This is a genomic window from Paenibacillus sp. L3-i20, assembly GCF_022180385.2.
Taxonomy (GTDB): domain Bacteria; phylum Bacillota; class Bacilli; order Paenibacillales; family Paenibacillaceae; genus Pristimantibacillus.
The window spans coordinates 1,319,575-1,342,417 of the sequence record NZ_BQME02000001.1; the positions used below are offsets into that span (position 1 = coordinate 1,319,575).

Consider the following 22,843-nt stretch of genomic DNA (forward strand, 5'->3'; position numbering starts at 1 on the left):
TTCATTATATTTATTTGGTTACTCCTTCCTTTCTATACTTTTTCGTCAATTATCATCCCAGTTAATTCGATAAGCCTAGCAGCTGCATCTAACAATTTTTCCTCCGGGAACTGCCTAATCACTTCTCCACTCGTTTTATCTTTAATTTTATATACAACCTGATTCGTTTCCTTATGAATAGATCTTTCAACGGATGTTTCTGGCCCTTGAATGGCTTGTAATATACGTTCTAGACTTCTTTTCAACTGCGGTCGATCTAGGGAATCATTTATTGCTTTTTTATTTTTATTATCTACTGGTGATTCAGTCCGCGACCCGATGTTTGTGTCTCTGTCAGTTAAATATCCTGTCGTGGTGTTGACTGATGAAATATTCATCATCGTTATCCCACCTCAATTATTATGATCCGACTAATAGCATATATAGTTAAAGAAAAGAGACCTTGGATACTCCAAGATCTCTTACTGAAATACCAGAAATTAACGAAGCAAGGACAATACGCCTTGCGGCTGTGAGTTTGCTTGTGCAAGCATCGACTGGGAAGCTTGAAGAAGAATGTTGTTCTTCGTAAGCTTAACCATTTCGCTAGCCATATCTGTATCACGAATACGTGATTCAGAAGCAGTTAGGTTCTCAACAGTTGTACCGAGGTTGTTCGAAGTGTACTCCAAACGGTTTTGTTTAGCACCAAGTGTAGCGCGTTGCGTAGAAACAGCTTTAATCGCAGTTTCGATACTAGTAAGAGCAGCTGTTGTTGCAGCAGCTTTAAACGCAGACGCTTTATTAACAAAATCAGTTTGCACAACACCTGAAATAGTAATCTGTTGTTTGCTGTCATCTGCTTGAATTTTAACACCCGCAGCAGCATTGATCTTGATTCCGTTAAACGTTGTCGACGTCATAATGCTGTCGATTTGCGAAGTTAGTTCTGTTAGCTCAAGATCGATGTTACCCTTATCGGATGTTGAGTAAGTACCAGTCGCTTTTTGAACAACAAGCTCTTTAATACGGCCCAACATGGAGCTAACTTCATTCATTGCGCCCTCAGCTGTTTGTACGAAAGAAATTCCGTCTTGAACGTTCTTTTGAGCTTGCTCAAGACCACGGATTTGACCGCGCATTTTTTCGGATACTGCAAGACCTGCAGCATCGTCAGCCGCACGGTTAATACGAAGACCTGAAGAAAGTTTCTCCATACCTTTACCTGCTGCAGCGTTGTTAAGACCCATGTTACGGTGTGTGTTCAAAGCTGTAATGTTGTGATTAATACGCATTGTTATTTCCTCCCTGAAATTGTGATTTAGTCCCACATCCATGTGGTAGGCTATTTATAATAGCCCTATTATGTATATCGACAAGATTGTATGTAAGTTAATAGCTGGTTTTACTTTTTCATTATATTTATTTGATTTTTCAAAGTATCTGCATCCATATGCGACTGTTCTGCTGTTTTGTTCATTTCCTCTACTGAAGAATAAAGTTCCTTACGTAATATACCGATCTCTTTAGGAGCAGTAATCCCAAGTTTAACGACTTCTCCATTAACCTCCAAAATGCTCAGCTCGATATTATCGCCAATTAATATGGATTCGCCTATCTTTCTCGTCAAAACTAACATCTTACTTTCCTCCATCCTGATTTTCGTTTTTCGAAAACAGAGGTTGCCTCACGGAATACGTGCTGTCTGCTAATATATATTGTACACCGTAATTATTCATTTCATTAATAATAATAGGGGCAGAGAGATTAATTGTCGCCTTTGCTAAGTCGCCTTGAATACTAACGATGCTCATAACCTTCACTTTTTGTTCAGCATGAATGTCCAAATCAAATTTAATATGCTCCGGTAAATCAAATTCATATAGTCCAAAAAACTCAAAAGGAGAAACTACAATAAAAGTAACACTGCCATCCTCAATAGATTGTAAATAATTAAACGGGCTTTCTTCTATCGCTACTAATATATATTTCACAAGATTTTTAAAACCTGGAATTCCATTTTGAAAAGTAATAATACTGGATTCCTCATATTCAAATCTGCCAAATCGAGTCGTTTCAATAATCAACGCTATCACACTCCATCTTTATATTTCATTAAAACAAAAAGCTATAGGATCGCGACTCGATTCCATAGCTTTCTCATTACTTTATTCTCTCTCATCTACAAACTCAAATCAATCGCCGGAGCTGTAACTTGTACAGATGGATACTGTTCCATGTAGGTCGAAACGCTTCCACGCTTATATTCAATCTGAGGATTATTATTAGGCTGAACATTAATACTTACCGATCCCGGTGTAACATTAATTTCAGGTCTCTGTAACATTGCCTGGTAAGTTACATTCCCTGCATAGGCAGCCTCTCCGAAAACCTGAAGCGGAATTGCCTCTCGTGATTGACTTGCAGTGGCTACATCAGCAATTGGATTGCCACCATATAAGATATTGCCTATTTGATTATAATCAGCAACTGTTTGATCGATCGCTTGCTGCGCATATTGTCCGAACTGGTTGTAGATTCGGTTCCAAAATGCTTCTGGCTTTCCGCCATTTAAAGCGTCCCACGTTTTGGACTGATCGATTATAACAACAGGTTGAGTTGTCTTAATATCTATAACCGCTGGTTTAGAAGTAATATCAAGGACCGCTCGGGATTGCCTAATATCAAATTGTCCTTGCTCCGTCTTCATACCAATCTTCGCGGGAGTTGAATGAATTTGAATCTGGGGTAGCTTCATATTATCTCAGGTAATCGACAAGCGATTGTTTAATAACCTTCGACCCTACTGCAAGTGAAGCTTGGTAAATATTTTCGTTGATTTGGGAACTGATAAGCAGTTTCTCGTAATCAGCATCCTCTGTTTTCGATTTCATGTCTGTTAAATTAATTTCTAAATCTGCAAGGCGGTTTTGCATTAACTCCACCCGATTAACACGCGCCCCGATTTCAGATCTCACATTCAGCATTCGATCCATACCTGCGTCAATGTTTGAAATTTCTGCTTTAATTCCACTTTGATTCCCTGAACTGAGCGATGTCATTAAACGATCCAGCACTGAGAAAATATTTTTGCCGGTACCAGTTGGGTCAGCAGCTCCGAATAATTGATCACCAGTAAAATTAATGTCCAGTTTAGCGTTGACACCAACTGCGTACTCGATCGATCCACTATCTGTTGCAACACTTTTGGCATCGAATCCAGGTGTAGTAGCATCATATGGCATTTTATCAAACTGTTCGCCATTAAACACATATTTACCATTAAGTTTACTATTACCAATATCCATTAGCTGGTTTTTCAATTGCTCAATCTCATTTTTGATACTATCCAAAGCGATTTGTGGATTTGTACCCGTAGCTGCTTGAGTAGTCAGCTCTTTAATCTTATGCAATACGTTGCCTGCTTGGTCAACTACAGTATCGTTGAATTCAAGCCACGACATAGCAGCATCGACATTTTTCTGGTATTGTAAATTCCCCGCCAACTCAGCGCGATATCTAATCGAATAAGTCATCCCTACTGGATCGTCCGACGGTTTATTTATCTTTCTACCAGTTGTCGTTTGCTCCTGAATTTCCGACATCTGTGTTATATTACGATTTAAGTTTCTATTTAGCTGCAAGTGCATCATACCTTGCGTAACACGAAGTGACATAATAGTTACCCCCTTCTAATAGCTGCTAACTAGCGTCCTACAACACCCGTACCATTAATCAATTTCTCTAACATTTGATCAAACGTAGTCATAAACCTAGCAGAAGCACTGTATCCGTATTGATACTTAATAAGATCCGCCATCTCTTCATCTAACGAAACACCGCTAACAGATAGTCGACTGGCCTGCACTTGATCAAGCTGGGTTTGATTGTTTTTGTGTAGGCGACCTGCTTCCTGACTCTGAACACCCAGTGCACCAACAACCGCTCCGTAAAAATCCGATACAGTAGCAGATGTAATACCTCCGCCATTCGCCGTTTCGTCAAATGCTATTTTGACATCTTTAAGTTTTGACATTAATAGTGCAAGCCCGTTGTTCCCTTTGATAACTGTAGTTACACCCGCTCCATCAGTAGAAGTTCGAAGTGAAGTAGCTATTTTGTTTGCATCGGACGCAATAGTTGGGTTTAGCTGAATACTACCCGCGGTAATACCAGTAGCTCCCGCCTTGAAAGTGAAGAAGTCTTCTCCTGCAGTTGCAGGATTAGTTAGGGAGTATCCTAATTTATGCAATCCGTTAATACCTTTAACTGTTACTACTTCATCTGCAGTAGTTGGTGTAGTCGTGCCCGGCTTCACCCAGCCTGCTGGTACAGTAACTTGAAATTCTCCATTAGCAAGCGTATTCGCTAGAGTATCCAACTGCTTTTGAAAACCTGCTACGTAATTGTCTCTAGATGCAATCATGCCGTGCATTTCTCCACCAACCAGCGTACCATTAGCATGAGCAGATTCTACTGCAGCAGCCGTCAGTTCGGTAACCGTACCGCCTTGAACAAGATTGACATTACCCATTGAGATGTTGTAACCCTGATCCGTCTCGGAAACATTTATATTGGCAATTTTCGATAGTTTGTCCGTCATGAGATCACGTTGATCTCTCAGGTCATTGGCATCATCGCCAAGCGATTCGATTTTTCTGATTTCCGTATTCAATGACGATATCGTACCAAGCAAAGAGTTGGCCTCAGTCACCTTTACATTAATATTAGACGTTAAATCAGCATGCAAGTCAGTTAACTGACGGTTAAGCTCATTGAAAGTATCAGCTAATGCCGTTGCATTCTCCTGTAAAATTTCACGACCAGTGACGTTTTCAGGATCTTTGCTTAAATCCGACCACGAATTCCAAAAGTTTTCTAGAACAGCACGAATGCCCGTGTCGGATGGCTCATTCACATAACCCTCCAACTTACTTAATGAATCAGTCTGAATAGATAAACTTCCAACACCATGATTCTGATCACGGTATTGCGAATCTAGAAATGCGTTCCTTATCCGTGTGATTGATGTAAACTCAACACCTGTCCCTAACTGTCCAGCTGAATTTGAACGATTCATGCCGTATGCTTCAATAGGACGAGCTGCAACCATATTAACCTTCTGCCTGGAATAACCTTCCGTATTGGCATTAGAAATATTATGACCGACGGTATTAATAGCCGCCTGCTGCGTGAATATACTGCGCTTCGCTGTTTCAAGCGAATGGAATGTTGATCTCATGTTCTCATCTCCCTATCATGCCTTTGAGTCATACCACGTATTTCTTTTATTAGCGGAGATCCCATTCATCGGATGTTGGTAAGTCATATCTTCATTCGGGTCCTCTATCATTAAACCGATAGAAAAGTTAATGAAATCTAGTGATTGTTGAATCAATTGTTGATTCACTTCATTCGTTTGTTTTAAACGTTTCAGAAGTGCTGATAAATCATCATATAACCGCGTTAGTTGCTGTTTTTCATCGGGGTTATATACTGATTTAATTAGATCAGACAAAATTCCAGATCGAGTTCGCAAGCCCGAGTCTCTAAAATATTTTGCCGTCGCCAGAAGCCTGCTTGTTTCCAACTCATCTGCTTTAGCTGTCAATAGCTTTTGCTTTTGAGTTAGAACGTTAAGCTCCACTACTTGATTATTTATAATCATTTCTTTCTTCATCTCTTCGCATTCCAGTAACCGACCATACAGCTTTAATTGCTGCTGAAGAATATCAGTAATGTTTGAAATCGACATTCAATGGATCCCGTCCTTACTCTGGTCGATTATTTCTCAAATAAGGCAGTAGCTTCTCAGCAACCTTACCTGCTTCCACGTGATAAGTGCCTGAGGAAACAGATTCCTTCAATTCATTGATGCGTTCGCTTCGCTCTGCATTGGTTATCTTGCTTGACGTTAGCATTTCCTTAGCTGCAGCCGAGATTTGCACCTCGTCCTTTTGGCGAGCCTTTTTAACCTCATCCCCACGGAATTCCGCATGCTTCTGATAAGGGTTAACTCCGCCGATTCGATTAGTTTCGTTTATCTTCAATTTATCCACCTCATTATTTACAGGAACTAAAAAAGCCGATTACCTTTACAAGTATTATCGGCTCTAGTCAAATTTTATTTAATAGTATCGTTAATTTATCTGTCCTTATACTCGGTTAGACCACGGTAAGCAACTTTTTCAGGGTTTAATTTATCAGACTGTTCCGATTTTTTTGCTTCATTTTCAAACATCTGGGTTTTGTCCTTCAACAATCTCTTGCGACAGCTCTCGCATATATGACTCTCGCGAATAGGGATTCCGCAAGACTCGCACGCATAAGACATATTAGGAGCATTGACCATAGAGATACGACCTTCACGAATGAATTTCGTAATCTGCTTAATAGATACACCTGTCTGATCGGAAAGCTCACCAATAATAGCACCTTTATATTTTCTCAAATAGTCCGCACAAAGCTGGTACTCATTATCAATCTCCCGTATGCATACAGGGCAAACATCTCTAAAATTTTTGGCAAATAACTTGCCACAGCGAGGACAATTATCTAAATTCATCGCTTCAGGCCCTCCTCGTATCCAATTAAACTATGACTATATACAGTTTAACGGAAAGCTCAACAATTTTCATTAGTGAAATTGGGTGCTAAGAACAATCTTTCACATTTTATGACTAAAAACTCGCATTAAGATCTAGCCCACGTTAGTACATATACTTCTATTCTTCTAGCAAAATATTGCTGAATTAGTTTGGAGCAAGCCTCAACTGTGCTCCCTGTCGTATAAATATCATCTACTAACAAGATTCGTAGCGCTCTATCTTTTGGGAGATGCAGATTAGAAGATTGTACGGCATTTTCTCTTAAACGTTCACTCTCTTGAATAAGCTCCTCCATATGTCCTCTATGTAATGAGAACAACAGTCGTGCATCCCTCAGTCGCTCCGAACGTGTTTTGAAACTCATCTTTTCTGTATGTCGCTCACGCACCAACAACTCATATAGCGGAATTTGAAGCGCATCAGACACATACTCCGCCAATTGTTCAGCTTGATTAAACCCCCGCTCTTCCGCACGTTCACTGCTAATTGGTACGTATGTAATAGCATCCCAGCAAGTGTTTTTTCTAGACGGCATAGCTATTCTACTGATCTTTGGGCTCCCCCTCTCCGCAAAAGATTTTCGGTGCGCCGTCTCGTTGTTACTTCGTGCAAGCACCTCATTCGTTAAACGTTCCAATGCAGGCAATAACATTGCCCCAAGGATGGGCGAAAGTCGCTCGTTACCTCGATATTTGTATAGCGCAAGCCACTCCCGCATGGCAGCGTTGTAGGTGACCGCACTACGGTTACATATGAAAGGACGCTCCGTTCTTCTCATACAATCCTCACAATGAATGCCCCTTCCGCATTGTGAACATACGATGCGCCTTAGCCAAGGAATTGCACCATAGCATTCATTGCATAATGAAGCATGTAATCTATTTGTTTCACCGGTAGCGTTCCCACTTCGGCTTTTTGCTGCAAAAATACCTTTATTACATACCGCGCAATTATCCGATTGGGGTGCCATTAAATCTACAGATCTACTCGCAATTAAGCGCAAACAGTTCATCCAATCTTTAATAATGTTCATGATTGGGGATCTCCTTTATGCAAGCCATCATGCAGGAATCCATTCTTTCTAGCGATGTGATTCATAGCTCGAATATGTCGTAACGCCCTGATTTGAGATTGATTGCGTTCTTTTGCAAAAAAGTATACTTGTCCATTTGGATCATTAGCCGAACGACCAGCTCGTCCAGCCATTTGTACAAGGGATGCTTCATCAAATAATCCCCCATCTGCATCCAAAATAAAAACATCACTTTTAGGAATCGTCACACCTCTCTCCAAAATAGTTGTTGTCACCAAAATTCGTATATCCCCATTTCGAAAGTCTTTCACCTTCTGTGCACGTTCAGGGTCCTTAGATGATGTTGCTGCTACAGCAGCAAATTGCAGCTTTAATCGCATGAGAGCGGCAAGTCGTTCTACTAGTGCAATTCGTTGTACAAAAACAAATATTTGTGCCCCTCGGTTAATTGATTTCCGAAGCGCATCATACAATCCATTTGGCATCTTATCGGTATCCAGCATCTGCTTTACAGTCACTGTTCGAACTAATTTCGGTACAGGCAATGGATGACGGTGATACCGCACTGGGACACGGGCATGGGCTAGCTTTCCCCGCTTCACTGCCACTTGAAGCTCTCGTGGAGGTGTCGCAGACAACAAAATTCTAGACACGCCAAGTTTGCAGCACTTATTTGCAGCGTAATGGAGCATTGGATCGCCGTGGAAAGGAAACCCATTCCTTTATTTATGTACCCTATAAACAAAATTCCCACCTAAATCTAGGCAGGAATTCTTTCGTTAACTACTTATTAAATTGCGACAGTGGCTTATTTTTCATAAATCTCTAATCCATTATTGAATATTGGCACTCAGTGTCCAATACTACTCTACCATCATCTAGCATGATTATTGTTATTCCTGGTTCTTCATGATCGTTTCGAATCATACGACCCATTATCTTACTTTCTATATCACGATTAAAAGTTACTTCTACCCGGAGTAAGTCCCCTTGCTTTGGAAAACGGAAAAAGTCTATGTTTTGATGTGCTCCCATTATATTCACCCCTTATTTTTGTTTGTCATGTTTTAACCTTAATCATAAATTACCATGCTGACTTTTTCTTATTGAATCCATTGAATTATTTGCAAGCAATCGAAGGAAATATCTTTCTTAAGTCATCCATACTTTTTATTGTCATTTCATTTTCATAATGCCCCATTTTTATCCACCCTCTTCTTGTCCGGCTTCAGCTGCTGCTTATCAATCAACCACCGACCGCTAACCTTATCAGCCTTGGCATGTCCTGAGTCACACCAACGCTTAACTGTTGCACGGGACACGTTCCATACTTTCGTCGCTTCTCCTACTCCCATGTAATCCATGGTATCACCTCTTTCTAGATTATAACATATAGTGAGCCATTTGGCTCGTAATGGTTAAAATAAAAAGGGGCAATCGCCCCTACTTCAAGAATCCCAATCTCCGAAACTCAGGTTCAAGTTTTAGTAACTGCCCTAAAGCCCATTTCATATCACCGGGTGATGCTGCTGTCCCATTATGGTTTTTACCTAGGCTCAACTTTTGAAGATATAATATGTAGTTTGCCATCCGATAAGCTATCTCTTCTTGCTTGTTTGGTGATTTTATCTGCTCAATTTCCTTTTCTAGCGATAAAACTCCCTCTCTTACTTGGTCCATGTCGTATCCGGGACAATCCGTTGGCTGAATTTGATTATGTCCTTTAATGTACTGGTCTTTTGGGAGATAGTTTTTCATTGAAATGATGGCAGCGTATAGTGCCTTGCGATCTTCAGGTGTTAACTGATCATAATTTTTATAATCACCTGAGACGCAAATATTGACCGTATATCCGTTATTGCCAGCAACTCCGTACTCTCTAGGTTCGACATCGTTGCACCAGTATATGATTCCGTTTCGAATCCATAGATCATAGGGAAACCCTGCATCTCCTTTGGGGTGATTTTTTTTGGATCTTATGTGATCTGTTGCGATTCGTGATGCAAGCTCAACATCTCCATATTTTATTGTCTTATATTTAGGTAGGGCATCGTGATGACAGACAATCGTGTTAAGTGCGTTAATATCACGGATTCCGGCAAGCTGCGACCATGTATAGTTCGGATTTACTGGTAGCTGGCTTCGGATATCAATGAATTGTACGTCAGTGAAACTAGACTCTATTTTCAATTGGAGTTGTGAAGTCATCGTTTTCCTCCTTTAGTTTATCTTTTTTAGGCTTCATAAATAGTCCCAAGAAAAAAATGATGTATAAAATCACATCTGCAGCAACGTTGATCCACTCTTCCGAAATTTCATATCCAAATGATTGCTTAATGAAAAGGGCAATAGCAGATAGTAACGGTATGAGAATGGCCTTGTTAATCGTTGACATGTGTAGTAACCTCCTTAATAGTGTGGGTTTCCCTGCAAACTGGACATAAGAATGTGTTGTTGATTGCGATCCCAATAAGTGCCTTCGCTTGTCCACTGAGTCCTTTTGTTTTTCCTTCCCAATAGGTGCATCCCATTCTAATCTCATCCTCTCCATAATGAGTTTTTGATTGTGTATGATTGTTTGCTGATTGGTTACATATGTTGCATTAACTTCCTCGTCCTGAAATAGATAGGGTAAGTATTTCTTCATCCTCCGCTTGAACATCTTCGTCCGTAAGAGGGCGAATAAAGCCATCCCGAAAGCCGTTGGAGTCGCACCATACCTCCACAATGCATCTGCTGTTGTGATGATCCAGTCCCACATGTTCATTTCCCCTGATTAGCAGTTTATCTGCTGCTTCCTTGCCAAATAAAAGAGCGACAGCACGTAATGTGCAATCGCTCACTGTGGATTTATCGTGTTCAGATTCGTGGAACTCAATCATAAGCATCAGCTCCAATAGAAAGAGCCGAAGGTTCATTCCCTCGGCTCAATTTGATTATATTAAATATATCATTAATTGTAAATATGTCATTTTGTTACCTACTCTTCATAGGAACACCAGCATCACGCAACTTTGAATTCACATCGACATAAATCTCGTTTATTTGTGTTTGAATCTCTCTAATTTTCTGGACCTTATCTTTTGCTGATAGACTACGATCTCTGTTAATTTCTCTCTTCTCTGCATTAAGGTCAGATAATCGTTTTGCTGGTGCTCCTTTTGCAGTAGAATTAGCGAGTTTGTAATTATCCTCACTGTACCAAGATGGCAATTCTTCTCCCATTGAATTGTCAGCTCTCGCTTTTAACAAAGCATCTTTTGCTTTGTAATAATCGTCAGCTAATGTATTCGTGAAAGTTGGATCAACGATAAAGTTCTTCAATAAAGTATTTCTTGTCGTTCCTCCACCAACATCGGAAGTAAGAGGTAACAACAACCTTGCAGGATCTCCGCCGTATGCCCTTAACAAATAATCTACTTTCATTGGTGAGAAATTCAGCACTTTACCTATCTGTTTCGCTACAGAACTGGTTCGCTCATCATACTGAAGTTTAGAAGAATTATTTTTCAATCTTTGTGGTACAATTGGTGATCCCGAAAAGCTTTGATTAGATATTGTCGCAACTGCTGGACCTGCAACGCTGGCATTTGCTAACCCAGTAAGGCTTTTCTCAATCCCTCCACCCTGAGTTGCGCCTTGCATTAATCCTGAGACCAATGGAGGCGTAAAGGCATTAACTACTGCATCTAGAGTACCTTTATAGGCATCCGGATCATTATGGACAACATCATTTAGTACATCTGTTATGAAGGATCCAAATGCAAGATACTCAGGCGGCATGAACTGCTTATTGAATGTTCCGTCCTTATTCTTGCTTATGATGATATTGCGGTATCTTTCTCTTGCAGGAAGCTTCTGATAATCTGCATCCTCATTGAACATTGCATATTCATATAATTTTGGTGCTATTACTAGAGTTGATAGTCCTGCAATCGTTTTGACTGGATTCTTATAAAACGCCTTAGTTAAACGGTACATGCCTTGTACAGCTGCATTTGAGTAAGGGGCAAAAGCCTCTGTTTCTCTTGAGTATGATCCCTTACGTGAAAAGTTAACCGTCGATTCCCGTGCTGCATTAATTGCATTCCGAACGTTCTCAGGTGTTCTCTCCTTACCTTTAATAGCACGATTGAACGCCGCCATACGGTTAATATTTTCCGACATATCAGCAGCTTTTTCTAGTGCTTTAAACGGAGACTTAACAGCTAATAAAGCTCCTTTCGCTATGCCTCTTGTTGATAGTGGAGCTTCCCTTCTCAAGTCCATCACAGAAGTATTTAATCGTCTGTCACCTCGCAATAGAGCTGAGTACTCGCCGCCCGAACGTTTAAAATCTTCCGCAAGATTTTTCAATCCTGGTATCCTCAATACCTCAGCAATGGAGCTTATTGCTGCATGAGGCAAATCCACGGCCATATGTTTAAATGCGTTTGGCGATTGTATTGCTGCTTGCACGGTATCCGCAGTAAGGGACTTGATTGCAAACATTGGAGCTAGCAAACCCGTCGCCCCCCTTTTGGTGGCATCAGATAAAAATTGCATCGTTTTAAGTGCAATTCCTGATTGCTCATTACCAAGTCCTAGTAGGGCTTTTACAGCCTCAGGGTCTTCCACTTTAACATAGACGGGATTTCCGTTTACCATGGCTCTAACAATGTTTTGATCACCTGAGGCATTCTTTGCAAACAGCGACCTAAAGTCATTGTCTAGCAGTTCCAAGAATTCCTCTGAACCGCCTTCACGGAGGGCATCATCTAAACTCCTATAGCTTGTAGATGGTTTCTTAACAAGTTGGGCAATATCTTTCATACCTTGTGGATCAGCCTGAATAGCAGATACAATCTCCTGCATTGTACGATTTCTAAGTTCAGCATTTTTCCATGCGTAAGACTGTTCAATAGCTGATCGGATTGGTGAAATTATCTTGCGAGTAGATCCTGTTGGACTAACAGATTTGATAGGAGCGCTTTGACCTGAGAATGAAGCACCACCACCCCACTTAGGTTGCGCAAACTTTTCAGCAGTTGAAAACTGTCTTCGCATCGATGCATAATTAGGATTCTGTTCCCTCATCGCATCTCTAGCCACTTTACTTATCAAGCCCTCTTTTACTGCATTGTCTAGGATGTTTGTATTGAACCCATCCCAATCTCCTCCCACTCGTTTAAGCTCAGGATACCTAGATTCAAGCGTCTTAATAGCTTGTCTAGCCTTGTCAGGTGTCATCTTAAGAGCATCGTCATATACCCGTTCACCACGTTCCATACGTGTTATAGCATGTCTGAGAACAAGGTAATCGTCTACCTTATTACCAAGTCCACGAGTATTTTTCATGATATCATTTAGGCTTGATCCAATGACATTCCCTTGATTGTCTACAAACTTATCTCTAATGAGTGTATTTGCAAGATTATTTGCTCTAGATGCGTCCATTGCTGTGTCATAGGTCTGACGATTGATCGTTTTAAGCGGTGAAAGATAATCCACATTGTTTTGATAAACAGCTCTAGCAGCTTGTTTCGTCTGATCTACTGTACCTTTAACACTGTTAATCAATGGATTATTCACGATTTGCTGTTCCGTTGAAACCATTTTATTACTTTTTCTTGATCCAATTGGCGTGATGCCCACTGATTGATCACCAAACAATGAATTAAGCCAATTCTTACGTATGATTTCACCCTGAGAAGTATCTAGTGGTTCCCCGGGACGAATAGCAACTTTCACATTTTGTGGAGCTTCGATTGCACCAGAAATGCCACCCATACGTAACCGTTCTGTAGTCTGTTTGAACGTTGGTGCGGTTTGGTTCAATAGTGAATCAAGATCTTGTCCTTGATCATTCGCTACTCGCCTCGCCATGTCAGGAACATTCATGCTTCGTTGTACCTCTGTGGCTAGCTGACGCATATCCTCATAAGGTAATCGATTAACATCGTTTAGTGATACATCTCCAAGGTGAGGTTGAAGCCATTTTGCCAACTCTCTTGGATTCTCTAGAGGTGGTGTCATTCGTTCGTTAACTACAGGCTTAATATCTCCCATCATTTTACTTAAACGTTCAGTGTTGTTCTGCACTCGTAGTCGTTCAGTAGGGACACTTCTATTCGCTGTTTCAATTGCATTTGCTGTATTCAATTTTCTACCTACAACGTCCTGTGCAACACCTCTGGTCATTTGTAGTCCTTTGCCAATACCATCAACGATACCAGCCCCAGCGCCACCAAGAGCCCCGCTAATGCCAACATCAAGTACTCTTTCGCCTAGAGACTGATTATTTCTCCCTGTTAAATGTTCACCAGTTTCAATACCAACTCCCAAACCAGCACCAGCCAATGCCCCTCGTCCAATATTGCTTACAAGTGATGCTCCTGCTTTTATTTTCCCAGCTGGGAGAACGATTTGACCAGCTATTTGTCCTGCTTTACCAGGACCACTCTGCGTGATTCTCTCTGCAACTTCTGGATTGCCCAACATGCGCTCAACATACGAAGTTAACCCCAATGTTGCTGCATCCCCTGCTCCTCCAATAAAAGCTCCTACAGGGTTATTGGCTTGTGCTTCTTGTACATTTGATCTGTAGTTCATTACATCTTTACCAATTCGTAAACCCACCGTGTCATTACTTTTAGGCTTAGGAAATAAGTCACTTAGCGGCTTAGTCCACTCTCTTCCTTTCTCCTGAATCTTATTAGATAACTTTGTGATAGGAGAGTTAAGAGCATCTTGTTGTCTTTTATCTGCCTCAACATTATTGAATAATGGAGACTTTAGTACTTCATCTGGTCTCGGAAGTCTTGTAGGTGACGATTCAGATGATATCTGTGTACGATTTTGTGGTGGTGCAGGCTTAGTCTTCAGCTGGTTTTTAATATTTTCTTGCACCTTGAATGGATTGAGAAGCTCGGGAACGCTACGCATCTGAGACGCATAACGCTCACCTTCTTTTGTTTGATTTTCTCTAATATCGGAAAGACGAACGAGTCCGCTTTTCTTTTCTTCTTTATTCAAGTCTTTCAAGCGCACTACCATTTTCGTCCCCCCCTAAAGTTTATCGTTAATATATTGATTAAGTTTTTTATAGTCTGCATCAGTAAGAAACGCTTGGTTGGATTTCAACAAATTCCTTGCCGTATCTTTGTCTACACCTTCACTTGTTATATCGTCATACAACAAACTATAATTGTCTGCCGACTGTTTAGCTGTTATCTTATTACCTGAAATTGAATCACTGGTGTTATTAGATGATTCACGATCCAGCACATCTTTTTCCTTTCGATAATCAAACTCATCACGGCTCAAATTCAGATTCCCAGACGATGTATTCGCATTTTGCTGTGAAATACTATTCTGTGCCCACGCTAAGGCATTTTGAACACCATCTTGAGTGAGTATTCTATCAAACTCTGTTTGCCATCTTTCATCAGCTACTTTGTCACGACCTTGTGTATATTCAAATTCTTGATTATATCGCCGTGTATCCTCACCAAACGTGCGATCCGACTCGAGAACCCCTCTGTTGTAGTTACGATCATTCTCCAATACACCACGATCATATTGTTTCGTAGCCATGTCCTGACCAAAATTCTGATCCTTAGCTGCCATCGTTTGAACACCTGCACGATTAGCATTTTGCATCGCTGTAGATCGGTTAACATCAGATCCAAATAACGAAGGATCCACACCAAGACCTTGAAGTGCATTACGATATGCATCGGCTTGACCTTTGTATCCAAGCATTGCTTCACGGGAAGTGCCTTTCGCTTCTGCTTGTGCCTTAAGCCCGTTAATTGCATCAATGTACTGTCTTGCTTCTCCGGACAAGTATTGCCCTGTGAGCTGTGCCTCTGCCATCGGGTTTGCAAAGTCCTGTTGATCCTGCATGCCATACAGTCGTGCAAGGTTTGTAACTTGATCCTGTTGTGCTCCATAATTGGCTTGTTGGATTTGCATATCACGGTTAGCATTATCAGCATGGCGCTGATAGGCTTGGTTGATGAGTTGCGGTAACACATCTGTACTTACTCGTCCCATCTCTTTTGCACCAATCTGATTGGCAACTGACTCGCTATACGAGGACTTACCTTGCCCGCCAGCCCTGAGATGAGCATTTGTGTCAGCCTGCTGCTGAGTGATATTTGACCTAGCTGATGCAAGTGCAGCCTGATATGCTGGATCGCTATTCTGGTCGTAGGTAAATGCGGCAGGTGCTTGATACTGGAATGGTTGGGCGTTCGCCAGTTCGTTAATCCTATTTAAAGTCTGATTTGTCCTACTCTCTGGTTGAGTAAAGGTAGATGCTGACTGTGTAGTATTGTTTGGAGAAGTACTATTAGCAAGCTGGGATTTTGCCCATGCCTGTTGACCTGACCCTGCCGCTTGACCTTTTTCGTTCTTTCCTGCTGCCATAGCAGTTAAGTACTTTCGCTGATTTTCACTAATCGTAGCCATTTTAGCCCTCCTCTCGGAAATAAAAAAAGAGCATGCCTTGTGGCAAACTCTGGATTTGATATAATAGATTCAAGCACGCTTAACGGCTATAAGGGCGGTCGGCTACCTCTCAGGAATGGAGGGATGCCCATGGAGGTTAAAGATACTTTGACACTAATGATCGGCTTTGGTGGATTGCTAATTGCACTACTGACGCTAATTGTAGCTATTGTCATTGCGTTTAACCAAAAGAAATAGACCGCCCTCAGCAAAGGTAAACGGTCTATTTTACTGCCGTATTTCCGAAGCCGACTGCTCTTTAAGCGGTTGTCGTGCCCGTTTTGCAAGGGAGTCGTGTTAGCGCACGGCTCCTTTTTCTATCCTAATCATAGCATGAGCATTTTATACGTGCAATGTTCAATACCATTACTTTGCGTACTCAGGATACTTTTCTTTGAGCTCTGTAATTTGTTTATCGATACTCTCAATCTTTCCGTTATACTCTACAATTAGTTCTTCGAATTTCTTTATAGCCTTTTCATCAACGCTATCTTTTTTAAGGACCCTGAATGTTTCTATTCCAATTGACAAACTACTCTTTTCGTCACTTAACTTTTTCAATTTTATATCATAATCAGATTGTGAACCAATATTTTTATTAGTAGTAGGATGACCATCCACTGGGTTCTCCTCCTTAGTTGTTAGTTTAATTGTACCTTTATCAAATGAAACTTCTTTTCCTATAAGCTCTGCCATTTCCTTGACAGGCAAATATGAGCTACCATTGTATGCTAATGGTGAATTCTTCAATTCAACCTTTGATCCATCTAACTCTACTTTATAATCTGTTCGTAACGATGCTGTTATCTTTGATATTGTTGGAGCTGCTAATGCCGTCCCTGCCGTTGCAAATATAACACCTGCCAAAAATCCGATAATAACCTTTTTCATTATCTTCACCTCGTCTGAGTTTTTATTCTCATTATAGGTGTAATGTCGAATTATGCCAATATACCCAATGAAACTAACTTGGCTTGCAGAGCATTAAACTCATCACGAAGTACTACTACCGAAGTTGCAGAACTAAAATTAGCTGGGAAAGTACCAAACCCCACACCATTTTTTACTGCAACCTCAGCACCATTTAATCTTAAATTATGTGTTCCAGCATTAACCATCATATGAGAATCAGATGATATGTGATAAGTATCTCCTATTTGAAATACAAGAGTCGAGAAACTGCCGTCAACAAACCTAAATACAGGCGAAGCAGATGTAATTCCCTCCGCTTCAATTTCTATGAACTGAGTAGGAGTCCTAGCAGCTTTAAACTGCTTTTCTGTTGTTGATACCTCAACTCTTGGATATGAATCCTCTGATGTAGCTATATATGATCCGTATATCTTTACCGCATTCAGTAATCCCGCCGTGATCGTACCAAGATCAGCCGTAATAGCTGACAGTTTATCGACAGTCATTTCTTCAGCGGTGATTGATCCTGCTTTAATTACCTCCGCTGTAAGTGATTTAGATCTAATGTTCTTAACATCGAGATTACCATTGATAATATAATCTAATTCCTTGGCTAACTTAGCAATAATGTCTTGCAATTCTCTTATCTGTGCGGAAGCTTCATTCAGTGACTGTACAGGACCGAAACCTTTTATTCTAGTTGGTGCATCACGCCATTGTGTCATGTCTACCTCCTATTTTAGCGGTAATAGCCTGAATTTCCTCGTTAATTCATGTAATCTAGCCCATCCATAACCCTCAAATTTAATTCTTATCATATTGGATAGTGTGAATTTATTGACAGGTATGAGTATGCGTTCTATTTTCCTGCCTGTGCCTACTACTGTTTGTACTAGTTCCCAATCGTCACCATTAGCAGTATCAGATAGATACACGTTTAAGGTTGATCCAGTATCCAGTTCCCAATGCGTCCACATCTTTAACCACCGCATCTTTTGAGCCACAGTTTCGCTTGTATAAGGCTTTGTAGTGGCTGACCAGTTAATGGGTAATCCAGCATCGTTTGAACCTCCTAATCGAAGTACACGACCCTGTGAATCTCCTATATAAAGCTCATTTTGAAACATGAGAAATTGAGTGACCTTTATTCCTTTCCATACACTCCAAGATTGAACATGAGAGCGTGGGTCATAGACTAGTAAGGTATCGGGTGGAAGGTTGAAGTATATTCTTGTTCCATCAGTCCCAGATACTGATTCATTGCTTGTTTGGCTAAAATAACGGCTAACTATATCAGAAAATGATTTGTCTGGTAGAACGCCACCTGTGAAGGTAAAAAGTCCAATTTTATGTATGAACCTCATAATACCTTCGTGGGTTACAGCGCTTTTATTATTTGAGAATCCCTCATCCTCAGTTATTAGCCGGTCATTGAAGTCTGAAGGCAATCCTCCATAAAGCTCTTTGATTGCATTTGGCATACCTACGATTAATTTTGTTAGTCCACCGCTCAGCATGTTTATATTTTCACCACGGGAAGATTCAATGTCTTTGGCATAGCTGTCTTCCTCATTCCCTGCAAAAGTATTCCATAGATCGGGTCTATCTAGTGCGCTTGCTCTCAATTCTTTACCCGATGCGCCCCATAATCTATTTTGATAAGTTGTAACATAATTAAGATTAGCAGGAGCATTCCCAAATGATTGAACACTCGTACCGTCATATCGTCTTAATCCGTTTACACCATTCGTTCCAATCAGATTTATATCAGTTAAATTACCTTGGAAATTCGTGAATGACCAATCTGCTGAAGTATCTAAATTATTCGCCAACTGTACCCATGATGAACCGTTCCATTTTCTCCATGTACCATCGTTAAATACGGCGTGTATCTCTTTATCCTTACACGCACCTAACCCAAGCACTTTTGTACCTACTGTAGATCCTAATTGAGTGTATCCAGGACGGACAGACAATGTAGGGTAATCCGATGTTGTGAAGTTCATCATATCCGTGAACATATTATCAGGTATAGAGAATGGATCTAACGTATTAACACCTTTGAAGTCACGTATTGTTATCGGAGGAATCATTCCCGTTAATGGTTGATACTGCTGCATAGGGTACTGAATTGGTTTCCTCATCTCTCACCTCCTAGATAATTTTGAGCTGCTGAATTCCATGAAGAACGATACTGGTCAGTATAAATAGCTGCTTTTGAAGCGTCATCCTCTTGTACCAACGCCAACCAAGCCGCTAACGCAGGAACATACGTCCAGTGATATTCTGTAGGCGCATCCGGTATAGCTGCAAGGCTGCTACTTAGAAATGTTGTCGTCGCAATACGGTGGTAACGAACAATCCCCTGCAAACCGTTACTATACGGCGCAGGGGATAGCGTTAGAGTATTATTCGAATCATCAAAGCTGTAGTTGTTCTGTGTCGGGTTTATTGGGTCACTCATCAAGTCCAAATAGCTCAGTAGACCAACCTTCACTAGGTCAATATTCTTCTCTCGCACAACGTTGGGAAGTATATACTCTGACTGGTTGAGTACTGCTACAACCTTAGCGAGCTTCGGAATTTTTACTATGTTAAAAAAGTCGTTGTTGATCGCATTGAGCTGAGTGACCTTATCAACAGTCTCAATGGTGTTCGGCACAAGCAGATCAGCTTCTTTAATGATTTGTTGTAGAGATAACATTGGTTAGTCTCCTTCCCATCAAAAATAGCACCCTATCGGATGCTTGGTTATATCGCAGTATGGTCCTACCGAGATATAAACCTACTGTTAATTTCTTTGGAGACGTAGTTGCCGACCCATTCTTTTCCTGCCGCATTGGGGTGCAGCCCCTCAAGTGTAAGCGCACCAGCAGTTAACCTAGATAAACCAGTTTCGCTAAACGAGTCCACGAAATGTACACTTGCGAATTTACAAACTTTTTCGATGATGTTTCTCTTCAGCACCTGTGCTGAATATGTCAGATTAACATTAAGCGAAGATGTTTGCAGAGGAGAGGCCACAAAAATATTTGCTTTTGGATATGCACTTTGCAAAGTTTCGAGCGCCCACCGCAGAGCCGATGCTAACCCTTTTCTTGTCAGTTGGGAGTAAGACTGCGCAAACACATTATCTGTGTCGTCTACAACAAAAGTCGGGGGTACATCATATCCACTTTGCAGTTGACCATCATTAGTCCCAATTGCAATATAGATAATCTCAGGAATATCAGTTATGTTTCCTAGCCCAAGTCCTAAAGATGTATCGATTGAAAAAGAACCATCCAATGGATGGGACCATGTTACTTGTGTATTTAATGGAGTTGTATGCCGCAACATGCATCTCACTTGATTTGACAATACATTGTCATTTACATTAAGTCCTAAATCTGAGGTATCAAACGTGATAATCGTTTCATTTGTTGAGCCATTAAACCAGTCAGATGCAGTCGCCCATCCATGCGCAAAATTGCCGATCATTTCTGCACCCAATTTTTTGCAAACTGTTGTACCAATTCCTGTAACTTCATCGCTTGTTATACTGTCGCCAAAACAGGCATATTTTTTGCTCTGTACTGGGCCTATTAACTCTTTGAGGTACTCAACGTCCACGATATCACCGACAAAAAGTTGAAAATTGAAATTAACAGCCAATGTGTCAGTTAATGAAAAAGTTGTATGAGAGTTTACTGGGAGATTGCTCGCAGAAACCTCGTAATATGAGGTGTAGTCATCTCCGTAGGAACCAACTATAAAACTGATACCACCGAGTTTTTTTACGTTAAACCCAACAAAACTGTCTGTGGGGAGAACATAATTAATAGGAATAAAATTAATGCCTTTTGTAACTTGGCTGATTATCTTATGGGTTAAAGTAAATCCATTTCCTGAATCTTTAGTAAATATGCAAATCTCAATTTCACTGCTTACGTGGGCATGAGTTTTCACCTTTTTGATAAGCGTGTTTGCTGGAATAACAAAATTAGGAATGGTATATTGAACTGCGCCCATTGATGATCCTTCAGTCCCACAGTCGAAAATTTCATGCGGTAATCTGAGTAGTTCGGTATTTATTACACCTATTTCCGAATCATAGACGGATTGCTCAACTAAGTCTCCCAAAATAACTTCCATGTTAAACGTCATGTCCAGTGTGTCGGTTAATGCAAAACCCGTTTCAACACCAATCACCAAATCGGATAGTGATTCCTTTTGATAATAGTTTTGATACCAATTATTAGGTTCTTGCTTATAACTTGATCCTCCATTAAATCCAATATAACTGTCTCGGGTGAGCAAGTAGTGGACAGGGACGGTGTTATACCCAGGAACAACTGTGTGAGTGATTTTACGGTCCATCGTTAATGTCAGTCCTGGTCCGTGAGCGATATAAATATCGATAACCTCACTAACACCCGAAAATAGCACTACTTCTTTTACATAACTACCCTTTGTAAAAACAAAATCGGGAAAGGTGATGTATTTCCGAGGCAAAGTTGTTGGACTGGCGATTTGATCACACTGCAGCATGTTTCTTGGTATTCGTCCAGTCGCTTGCTTCAGCTTTTCGTCAAGCTTTAACTCCGTGACTGATTCGTCGGCATATTTCTTAGTTGTCAAACTTCCATCAGTGACGTTCCCTATCACTGGTGCAGTGCCCGCCATAGCAGCTTGTACACCTTCTGAAAGATCCGGCAGTTGGATTTTATTTGCATCAGACGATTTATCAATATCATGAGTTGTTATTTTACTCGAAAGACTACGCTTGCCGGCTAGACCGTTCGTTAAGTTTGCGTTAGTTACATCTAGCGCAGACTGCGGCGCTTTCTCAGCCAACTGTTCATTTACATAATCTTTGCTTGCTTTTTTATTGACCTCAATTATATCTGCTTTAAGACCTATTTGCGCTTCAAGGTGTTGAACATCCGCATTATTAGCCCATACACCAATTTGATATATCTTTCCGGGAAAACTACCTACAACTGTTGCGTTATCACCAAAAAGCACAACTTTATCAGAATTTACAAGATCATTAATGATATAAATACCGGGCTGGAAGAAAATCGCTTTTCTATTTTCAGAGATCGCCAAGTTGACCAGGTTTTGAACAGCAGAAGTATTATCCTTTACTCCATCGCCAACAATCCCATATACCTCTACGTTATACATTACAGGAGCCCATGCTTTATAATTTGTAAGGTAATTGGTCATATTGCTTGCTATAGTTTCATTCACTTTTGTCATTTACCAACCCTCCAATTTTATCTGATAGTGTTCAGGCTCTGTGTTTACTGCTAGATAATCATCCAGTAACTGATTATATAAGTTGGAGTAGTACATACTCGCATTGCTTATCTCCATGGTCTTGAGCGCTCCATAGACAACCAACATGTCATAGTCTCGATCAAAGCCAATTTCTTGGTCTAAATCTTCTACCGTTAACGGAGAAAGAGTTTTATCGTAAAAGATGGTCATTCCACCAATGACACATTCCGTTGGGGTGGGATGCAATCCTATTAATCCGCTTAGAAAGTAGTAATATCGGCTTCGGGAAATATCATTATCGTACGAGAAAGGATAGTTCTTCCCATTGACCGTAACCGATTGAATCCCCCCTTTAGGTAGTGCCCAAGGGTACATGGATTCCCCTTCGATCAAATTGATTTGATATACATCTGTCTCCCTGCCGAATCTTCTCAATAGCTGATCACGACTTATATTGATCTTCCTAATGATCGACTGCATGGACAAATGATTAGGTGCTTTTTCTAATATTTCTTCTACTGCTTCACTGAGCAACATACCGTCGCCCTCCTTC

Annotated in this window: 26 protein-coding genes; 1 reads left to right on the plus strand and 25 read right to left on the minus strand. The window is 40.7% G+C overall.

Annotated elements, in window-relative coordinates; translation table 11 throughout:
- Positions 1-32: 32 nt before the first annotated feature.
- The 19 genes from MFF31_RS06245 to MFF31_RS06335 form a co-directional block, all read right to left on the minus strand.
- The gene (locus tag MFF31_RS06245; protein WP_238187203.1) at positions 33-380 is read right to left on the minus strand and encodes a flagellar protein FlaG; all 348 of its coding nucleotides are present in this window, start codon (positions 378-380) and stop codon (positions 33-35) included.
- Positions 381-479: 99 nt separating this feature from the next.
- Positions 480-1,274, minus strand: coding sequence for a flagellin N-terminal helical domain-containing protein (locus tag MFF31_RS06250; RefSeq protein WP_238187204.1), 795 nt, complete (start codon positions 1,272-1,274; stop codon positions 480-482).
- Between the two features lie 110 nt (positions 1,275-1,384).
- Positions 1,385-1,618, minus strand: a complete 234-nt coding sequence (csrA, locus tag MFF31_RS06255; protein ID WP_238187205.1) for a carbon storage regulator CsrA — start codon at positions 1,616-1,618, stop codon at positions 1,385-1,387.
- A 1-nt stretch (position 1,619) separates the two neighbouring features.
- A complete protein-coding gene (fliW, locus tag MFF31_RS06260; RefSeq protein WP_238187206.1) occupies positions 1,620-2,066 on the minus strand; it encodes a flagellar assembly protein FliW in 447 nt (148 codons plus the stop codon).
- A 95-nt stretch (positions 2,067-2,161) separates the two neighbouring features.
- Complete coding sequence (locus tag MFF31_RS06265; RefSeq protein ID WP_238187207.1) at positions 2,162-2,737, minus strand: DUF6470 family protein; 576 nt, start codon at positions 2,735-2,737, stop codon at positions 2,162-2,164.
- A gap of 1 nt (position 2,738) precedes the next feature.
- Positions 2,739-3,656, minus strand: a complete 918-nt coding sequence (flgL, locus tag MFF31_RS06270) for a flagellar hook-associated protein FlgL (protein WP_238187208.1) — start codon at positions 3,654-3,656, stop codon at positions 2,739-2,741.
- Between the two features lie 29 nt (positions 3,657-3,685).
- Positions 3,686-5,221, minus strand: a complete 1,536-nt coding sequence (gene flgK, locus MFF31_RS06275) for a flagellar hook-associated protein FlgK (RefSeq protein WP_238187209.1) — start codon at positions 5,219-5,221, stop codon at positions 3,686-3,688.
- Between the two features lie 15 nt (positions 5,222-5,236).
- Entirely contained in the window at positions 5,237-5,734 is a 498-nt protein-coding gene (locus MFF31_RS06280; RefSeq protein WP_238187210.1) for a flagellar protein FlgN, read from the minus strand.
- A 16-nt stretch (positions 5,735-5,750) separates the two neighbouring features.
- Positions 5,751-6,029, minus strand: a complete 279-nt coding sequence (flgM, locus tag MFF31_RS06285; protein WP_238187211.1) for a flagellar biosynthesis anti-sigma factor FlgM — start codon at positions 6,027-6,029, stop codon at positions 5,751-5,753.
- A 95-nt stretch (positions 6,030-6,124) separates the two neighbouring features.
- Positions 6,125-6,544 carry a TIGR03826 family flagellar region protein gene (locus MFF31_RS06290; protein WP_238187212.1) on the minus strand — a complete coding sequence of 140 codons (420 nt, stop codon included), beginning with the start codon at positions 6,542-6,544 and terminating at the stop codon, positions 6,125-6,127.
- A gap of 128 nt (positions 6,545-6,672) precedes the next feature.
- Positions 6,673-7,620, minus strand: coding sequence for a ComF family protein (locus tag MFF31_RS06295; protein ID WP_238187213.1), 948 nt, complete (start codon positions 7,618-7,620; stop codon positions 6,673-6,675).
- Positions 7,617-8,312 carry a helicase-related protein gene (locus MFF31_RS06300; RefSeq protein ID WP_248565407.1) on the minus strand — a complete coding sequence of 232 codons (696 nt, stop codon included), beginning with the start codon at positions 8,310-8,312 and terminating at the stop codon, positions 7,617-7,619. The genes MFF31_RS06295 and MFF31_RS06300 overlap by 4 nt, the downstream gene beginning before the upstream one ends.
- 133 nt (positions 8,313-8,445) lie before the next feature.
- A complete protein-coding gene (locus MFF31_RS06305; protein ID WP_238187215.1) occupies positions 8,446-8,655 on the minus strand; it encodes a hypothetical protein in 210 nt (69 codons plus the stop codon).
- A gap of 152 nt (positions 8,656-8,807) precedes the next feature.
- The gene (locus MFF31_RS06310) at positions 8,808-8,984 is read right to left on the minus strand and encodes a helix-turn-helix domain-containing protein (protein ID WP_238187216.1); all 177 of its coding nucleotides are present in this window, start codon (positions 8,982-8,984) and stop codon (positions 8,808-8,810) included.
- A 79-nt stretch (positions 8,985-9,063) separates the two neighbouring features.
- Positions 9,064-9,828: a peptidoglycan recognition protein family protein gene (locus MFF31_RS06315; protein ID WP_238187217.1), complete on the minus strand. Its 765-nt coding sequence runs from the start codon at positions 9,826-9,828 to the stop codon at positions 9,064-9,066.
- Complete coding sequence (locus MFF31_RS06320; protein ID WP_238187218.1) at positions 9,794-10,015, minus strand: hypothetical protein; 222 nt, start codon at positions 10,013-10,015, stop codon at positions 9,794-9,796. Before MFF31_RS06320 ends, MFF31_RS06315 begins: the two co-directional genes overlap by 35 nt.
- A 208-nt stretch (positions 10,016-10,223) precedes the next feature.
- On the minus strand, positions 10,224-10,502 hold the full coding sequence (locus MFF31_RS06325; RefSeq protein ID WP_238187219.1) for a hypothetical protein: 279 nt from the start codon (positions 10,500-10,502) through the stop codon (positions 10,224-10,226).
- A gap of 94 nt (positions 10,503-10,596) precedes the next feature.
- Positions 10,597-14,655, minus strand: a complete 4,059-nt coding sequence (locus MFF31_RS06330) for an LPD38 domain-containing protein (RefSeq protein ID WP_238187220.1) — start codon at positions 14,653-14,655, stop codon at positions 10,597-10,599.
- 12 nt (positions 14,656-14,667) lie between these two features.
- Positions 14,668-16,074 carry a hypothetical protein gene (locus tag MFF31_RS06335; protein ID WP_238187221.1) on the minus strand — a complete coding sequence of 469 codons (1,407 nt, stop codon included), beginning with the start codon at positions 16,072-16,074 and terminating at the stop codon, positions 14,668-14,670.
- 129 nt (positions 16,075-16,203) lie between these two features.
- Between MFF31_RS06335 and MFF31_RS06340 the strand changes: the two genes are divergently transcribed.
- The gene (locus MFF31_RS06340) at positions 16,204-16,311 is read left to right on the plus strand and encodes a putative holin-like toxin (protein ID WP_238187222.1); all 108 of its coding nucleotides are present in this window, start codon (positions 16,204-16,206) and stop codon (positions 16,309-16,311) included.
- Positions 16,312-16,479: 168 nt separating this feature from the next.
- Here the strand turns inward: MFF31_RS06340 and MFF31_RS06345 are convergent, their stop codons facing one another.
- The 6 genes from MFF31_RS06345 to MFF31_RS06370 all read right to left on the minus strand — a co-directional run bounded on the left by MFF31_RS06345 (position 16,480) and on the right by MFF31_RS06370 (position 22,827).
- On the minus strand, positions 16,480-17,004 hold the full coding sequence (locus MFF31_RS06345) for a stalk domain-containing protein (RefSeq protein ID WP_238187223.1): 525 nt from the start codon (positions 17,002-17,004) through the stop codon (positions 16,480-16,482).
- Positions 17,005-17,054: 50 nt separating this feature from the next.
- Positions 17,055-17,750, minus strand: a complete 696-nt coding sequence (locus tag MFF31_RS06350) for a hypothetical protein (protein WP_238187224.1) — start codon at positions 17,748-17,750, stop codon at positions 17,055-17,057.
- Positions 17,751-17,759: 9 nt separating this feature from the next.
- Entirely contained in the window at positions 17,760-19,169 is a 1,410-nt protein-coding gene (locus MFF31_RS06355; RefSeq protein WP_238187225.1) for a hypothetical protein, read from the minus strand.
- The gene (locus MFF31_RS06360; RefSeq protein ID WP_238187226.1) at positions 19,166-19,729 is read right to left on the minus strand and encodes a hypothetical protein; all 564 of its coding nucleotides are present in this window, start codon (positions 19,727-19,729) and stop codon (positions 19,166-19,168) included. The genes MFF31_RS06355 and MFF31_RS06360 overlap by 4 nt, the downstream gene beginning before the upstream one ends.
- A 65-nt stretch (positions 19,730-19,794) precedes the next feature.
- Positions 19,795-22,269, minus strand: coding sequence for an SGNH/GDSL hydrolase family protein (locus tag MFF31_RS06365; protein WP_238187227.1), 2,475 nt, complete (start codon positions 22,267-22,269; stop codon positions 19,795-19,797).
- Entirely contained in the window at positions 22,270-22,827 is a 558-nt protein-coding gene (locus MFF31_RS06370; protein WP_238187228.1) for a phage adaptor protein, read from the minus strand.
- Positions 22,828-22,843: the final 16 nt, after the last annotated feature.

Coding starts and splice junctions, on each gene's coding strand:
- flgL (WP_238187208.1), bottom strand. CDS start 3,656: ATGTCACTTCGTGTTACGCAAGGTATGATGCACTTGCAGCTAAATAGA.
- MFF31_RS06330 (WP_238187220.1), bottom strand. CDS start 14,655: ATGGTAGTGCGCTTGAAAGACTTGAATAAAGAAGAAAAGAAAAGCGGA.
- MFF31_RS06345 (WP_238187223.1), bottom strand. CDS start 17,004: ATGAAAAAGGTTATTATCGGATTTTTGGCAGGTGTTATATTTGCAACG.
- MFF31_RS06335 (WP_238187221.1), bottom strand. CDS start 16,074: ATGGCTACGATTAGTGAAAATCAGCGAAAGTACTTAACTGCTATGGCA.
- MFF31_RS06280 (WP_238187210.1), bottom strand. CDS start 5,734: ATGTCGATTTCAAACATTACTGATATTCTTCAGCAGCAATTAAAGCTG.
- MFF31_RS06355 (WP_238187225.1), bottom strand. CDS start 19,169: ATGAGGAAACCAATTCAGTACCCTATGCAGCAGTATCAACCATTAACG.
- MFF31_RS06300 (WP_248565407.1), bottom strand. CDS start 8,312: ATGCTCCATTACGCTGCAAATAAGTGCTGCAAACTTGGCGTGTCTAGA.
- csrA (WP_238187205.1), bottom strand. CDS start 1,618: ATGTTAGTTTTGACGAGAAAGATAGGCGAATCCATATTAATTGGCGAT.
- MFF31_RS06315 (WP_238187217.1), bottom strand. CDS start 9,828: ATGACTTCACAACTCCAATTGAAAATAGAGTCTAGTTTCACTGACGTA.
- MFF31_RS06365 (WP_238187227.1), bottom strand. CDS start 22,269: ATGACAAAAGTGAATGAAACTATAGCAAGCAATATGACCAATTACCTT.
- MFF31_RS06310 (WP_238187216.1), bottom strand. CDS start 8,984: ATGGATTACATGGGAGTAGGAGAAGCGACGAAAGTATGGAACGTGTCC.
- MFF31_RS06370 (WP_238187228.1), bottom strand. CDS start 22,827: ATGTTGCTCAGTGAAGCAGTAGAAGAAATATTAGAAAAAGCACCTAAT.
- MFF31_RS06320 (WP_238187218.1), bottom strand. CDS start 10,015: ATGTCAACGATTAACAAGGCCATTCTCATACCGTTACTATCTGCTATT.
- MFF31_RS06325 (WP_238187219.1), bottom strand. CDS start 10,502: ATGATTGAGTTCCACGAATCTGAACACGATAAATCCACAGTGAGCGAT.
- MFF31_RS06350 (WP_238187224.1), bottom strand. CDS start 17,750: ATGACACAATGGCGTGATGCACCAACTAGAATAAAAGGTTTCGGTCCT.
- MFF31_RS06290 (WP_238187212.1), bottom strand. CDS start 6,544: ATGAATTTAGATAATTGTCCTCGCTGTGGCAAGTTATTTGCCAAAAAT.
- MFF31_RS06265 (WP_238187207.1), bottom strand. CDS start 2,737: ATGAAGCTACCCCAGATTCAAATTCATTCAACTCCCGCGAAGATTGGT.
- MFF31_RS06250 (WP_238187204.1), bottom strand. CDS start 1,274: ATGCGTATTAATCACAACATTACAGCTTTGAACACACACCGTAACATG.
- MFF31_RS06340 (WP_238187222.1), top strand. CDS start 16,204: ATGGAGGTTAAAGATACTTTGACACTAATGATCGGCTTTGGTGGATTG.
- MFF31_RS06360 (WP_238187226.1), bottom strand. CDS start 19,729: ATGTTATCTCTACAACAAATCATTAAAGAAGCTGATCTGCTTGTGCCG.
- MFF31_RS06245 (WP_238187203.1), bottom strand. CDS start 380: ATGATGAATATTTCATCAGTCAACACCACGACAGGATATTTAACTGAC.
- MFF31_RS06295 (WP_238187213.1), bottom strand. CDS start 7,620: ATGAACATTATTAAAGATTGGATGAACTGTTTGCGCTTAATTGCGAGT.
- MFF31_RS06305 (WP_238187215.1), bottom strand. CDS start 8,655: ATGGGAGCACATCAAAACATAGACTTTTTCCGTTTTCCAAAGCAAGGG.
- flgK (WP_238187209.1), bottom strand. CDS start 5,221: ATGAGATCAACATTCCATTCGCTTGAAACAGCGAAGCGCAGTATATTC.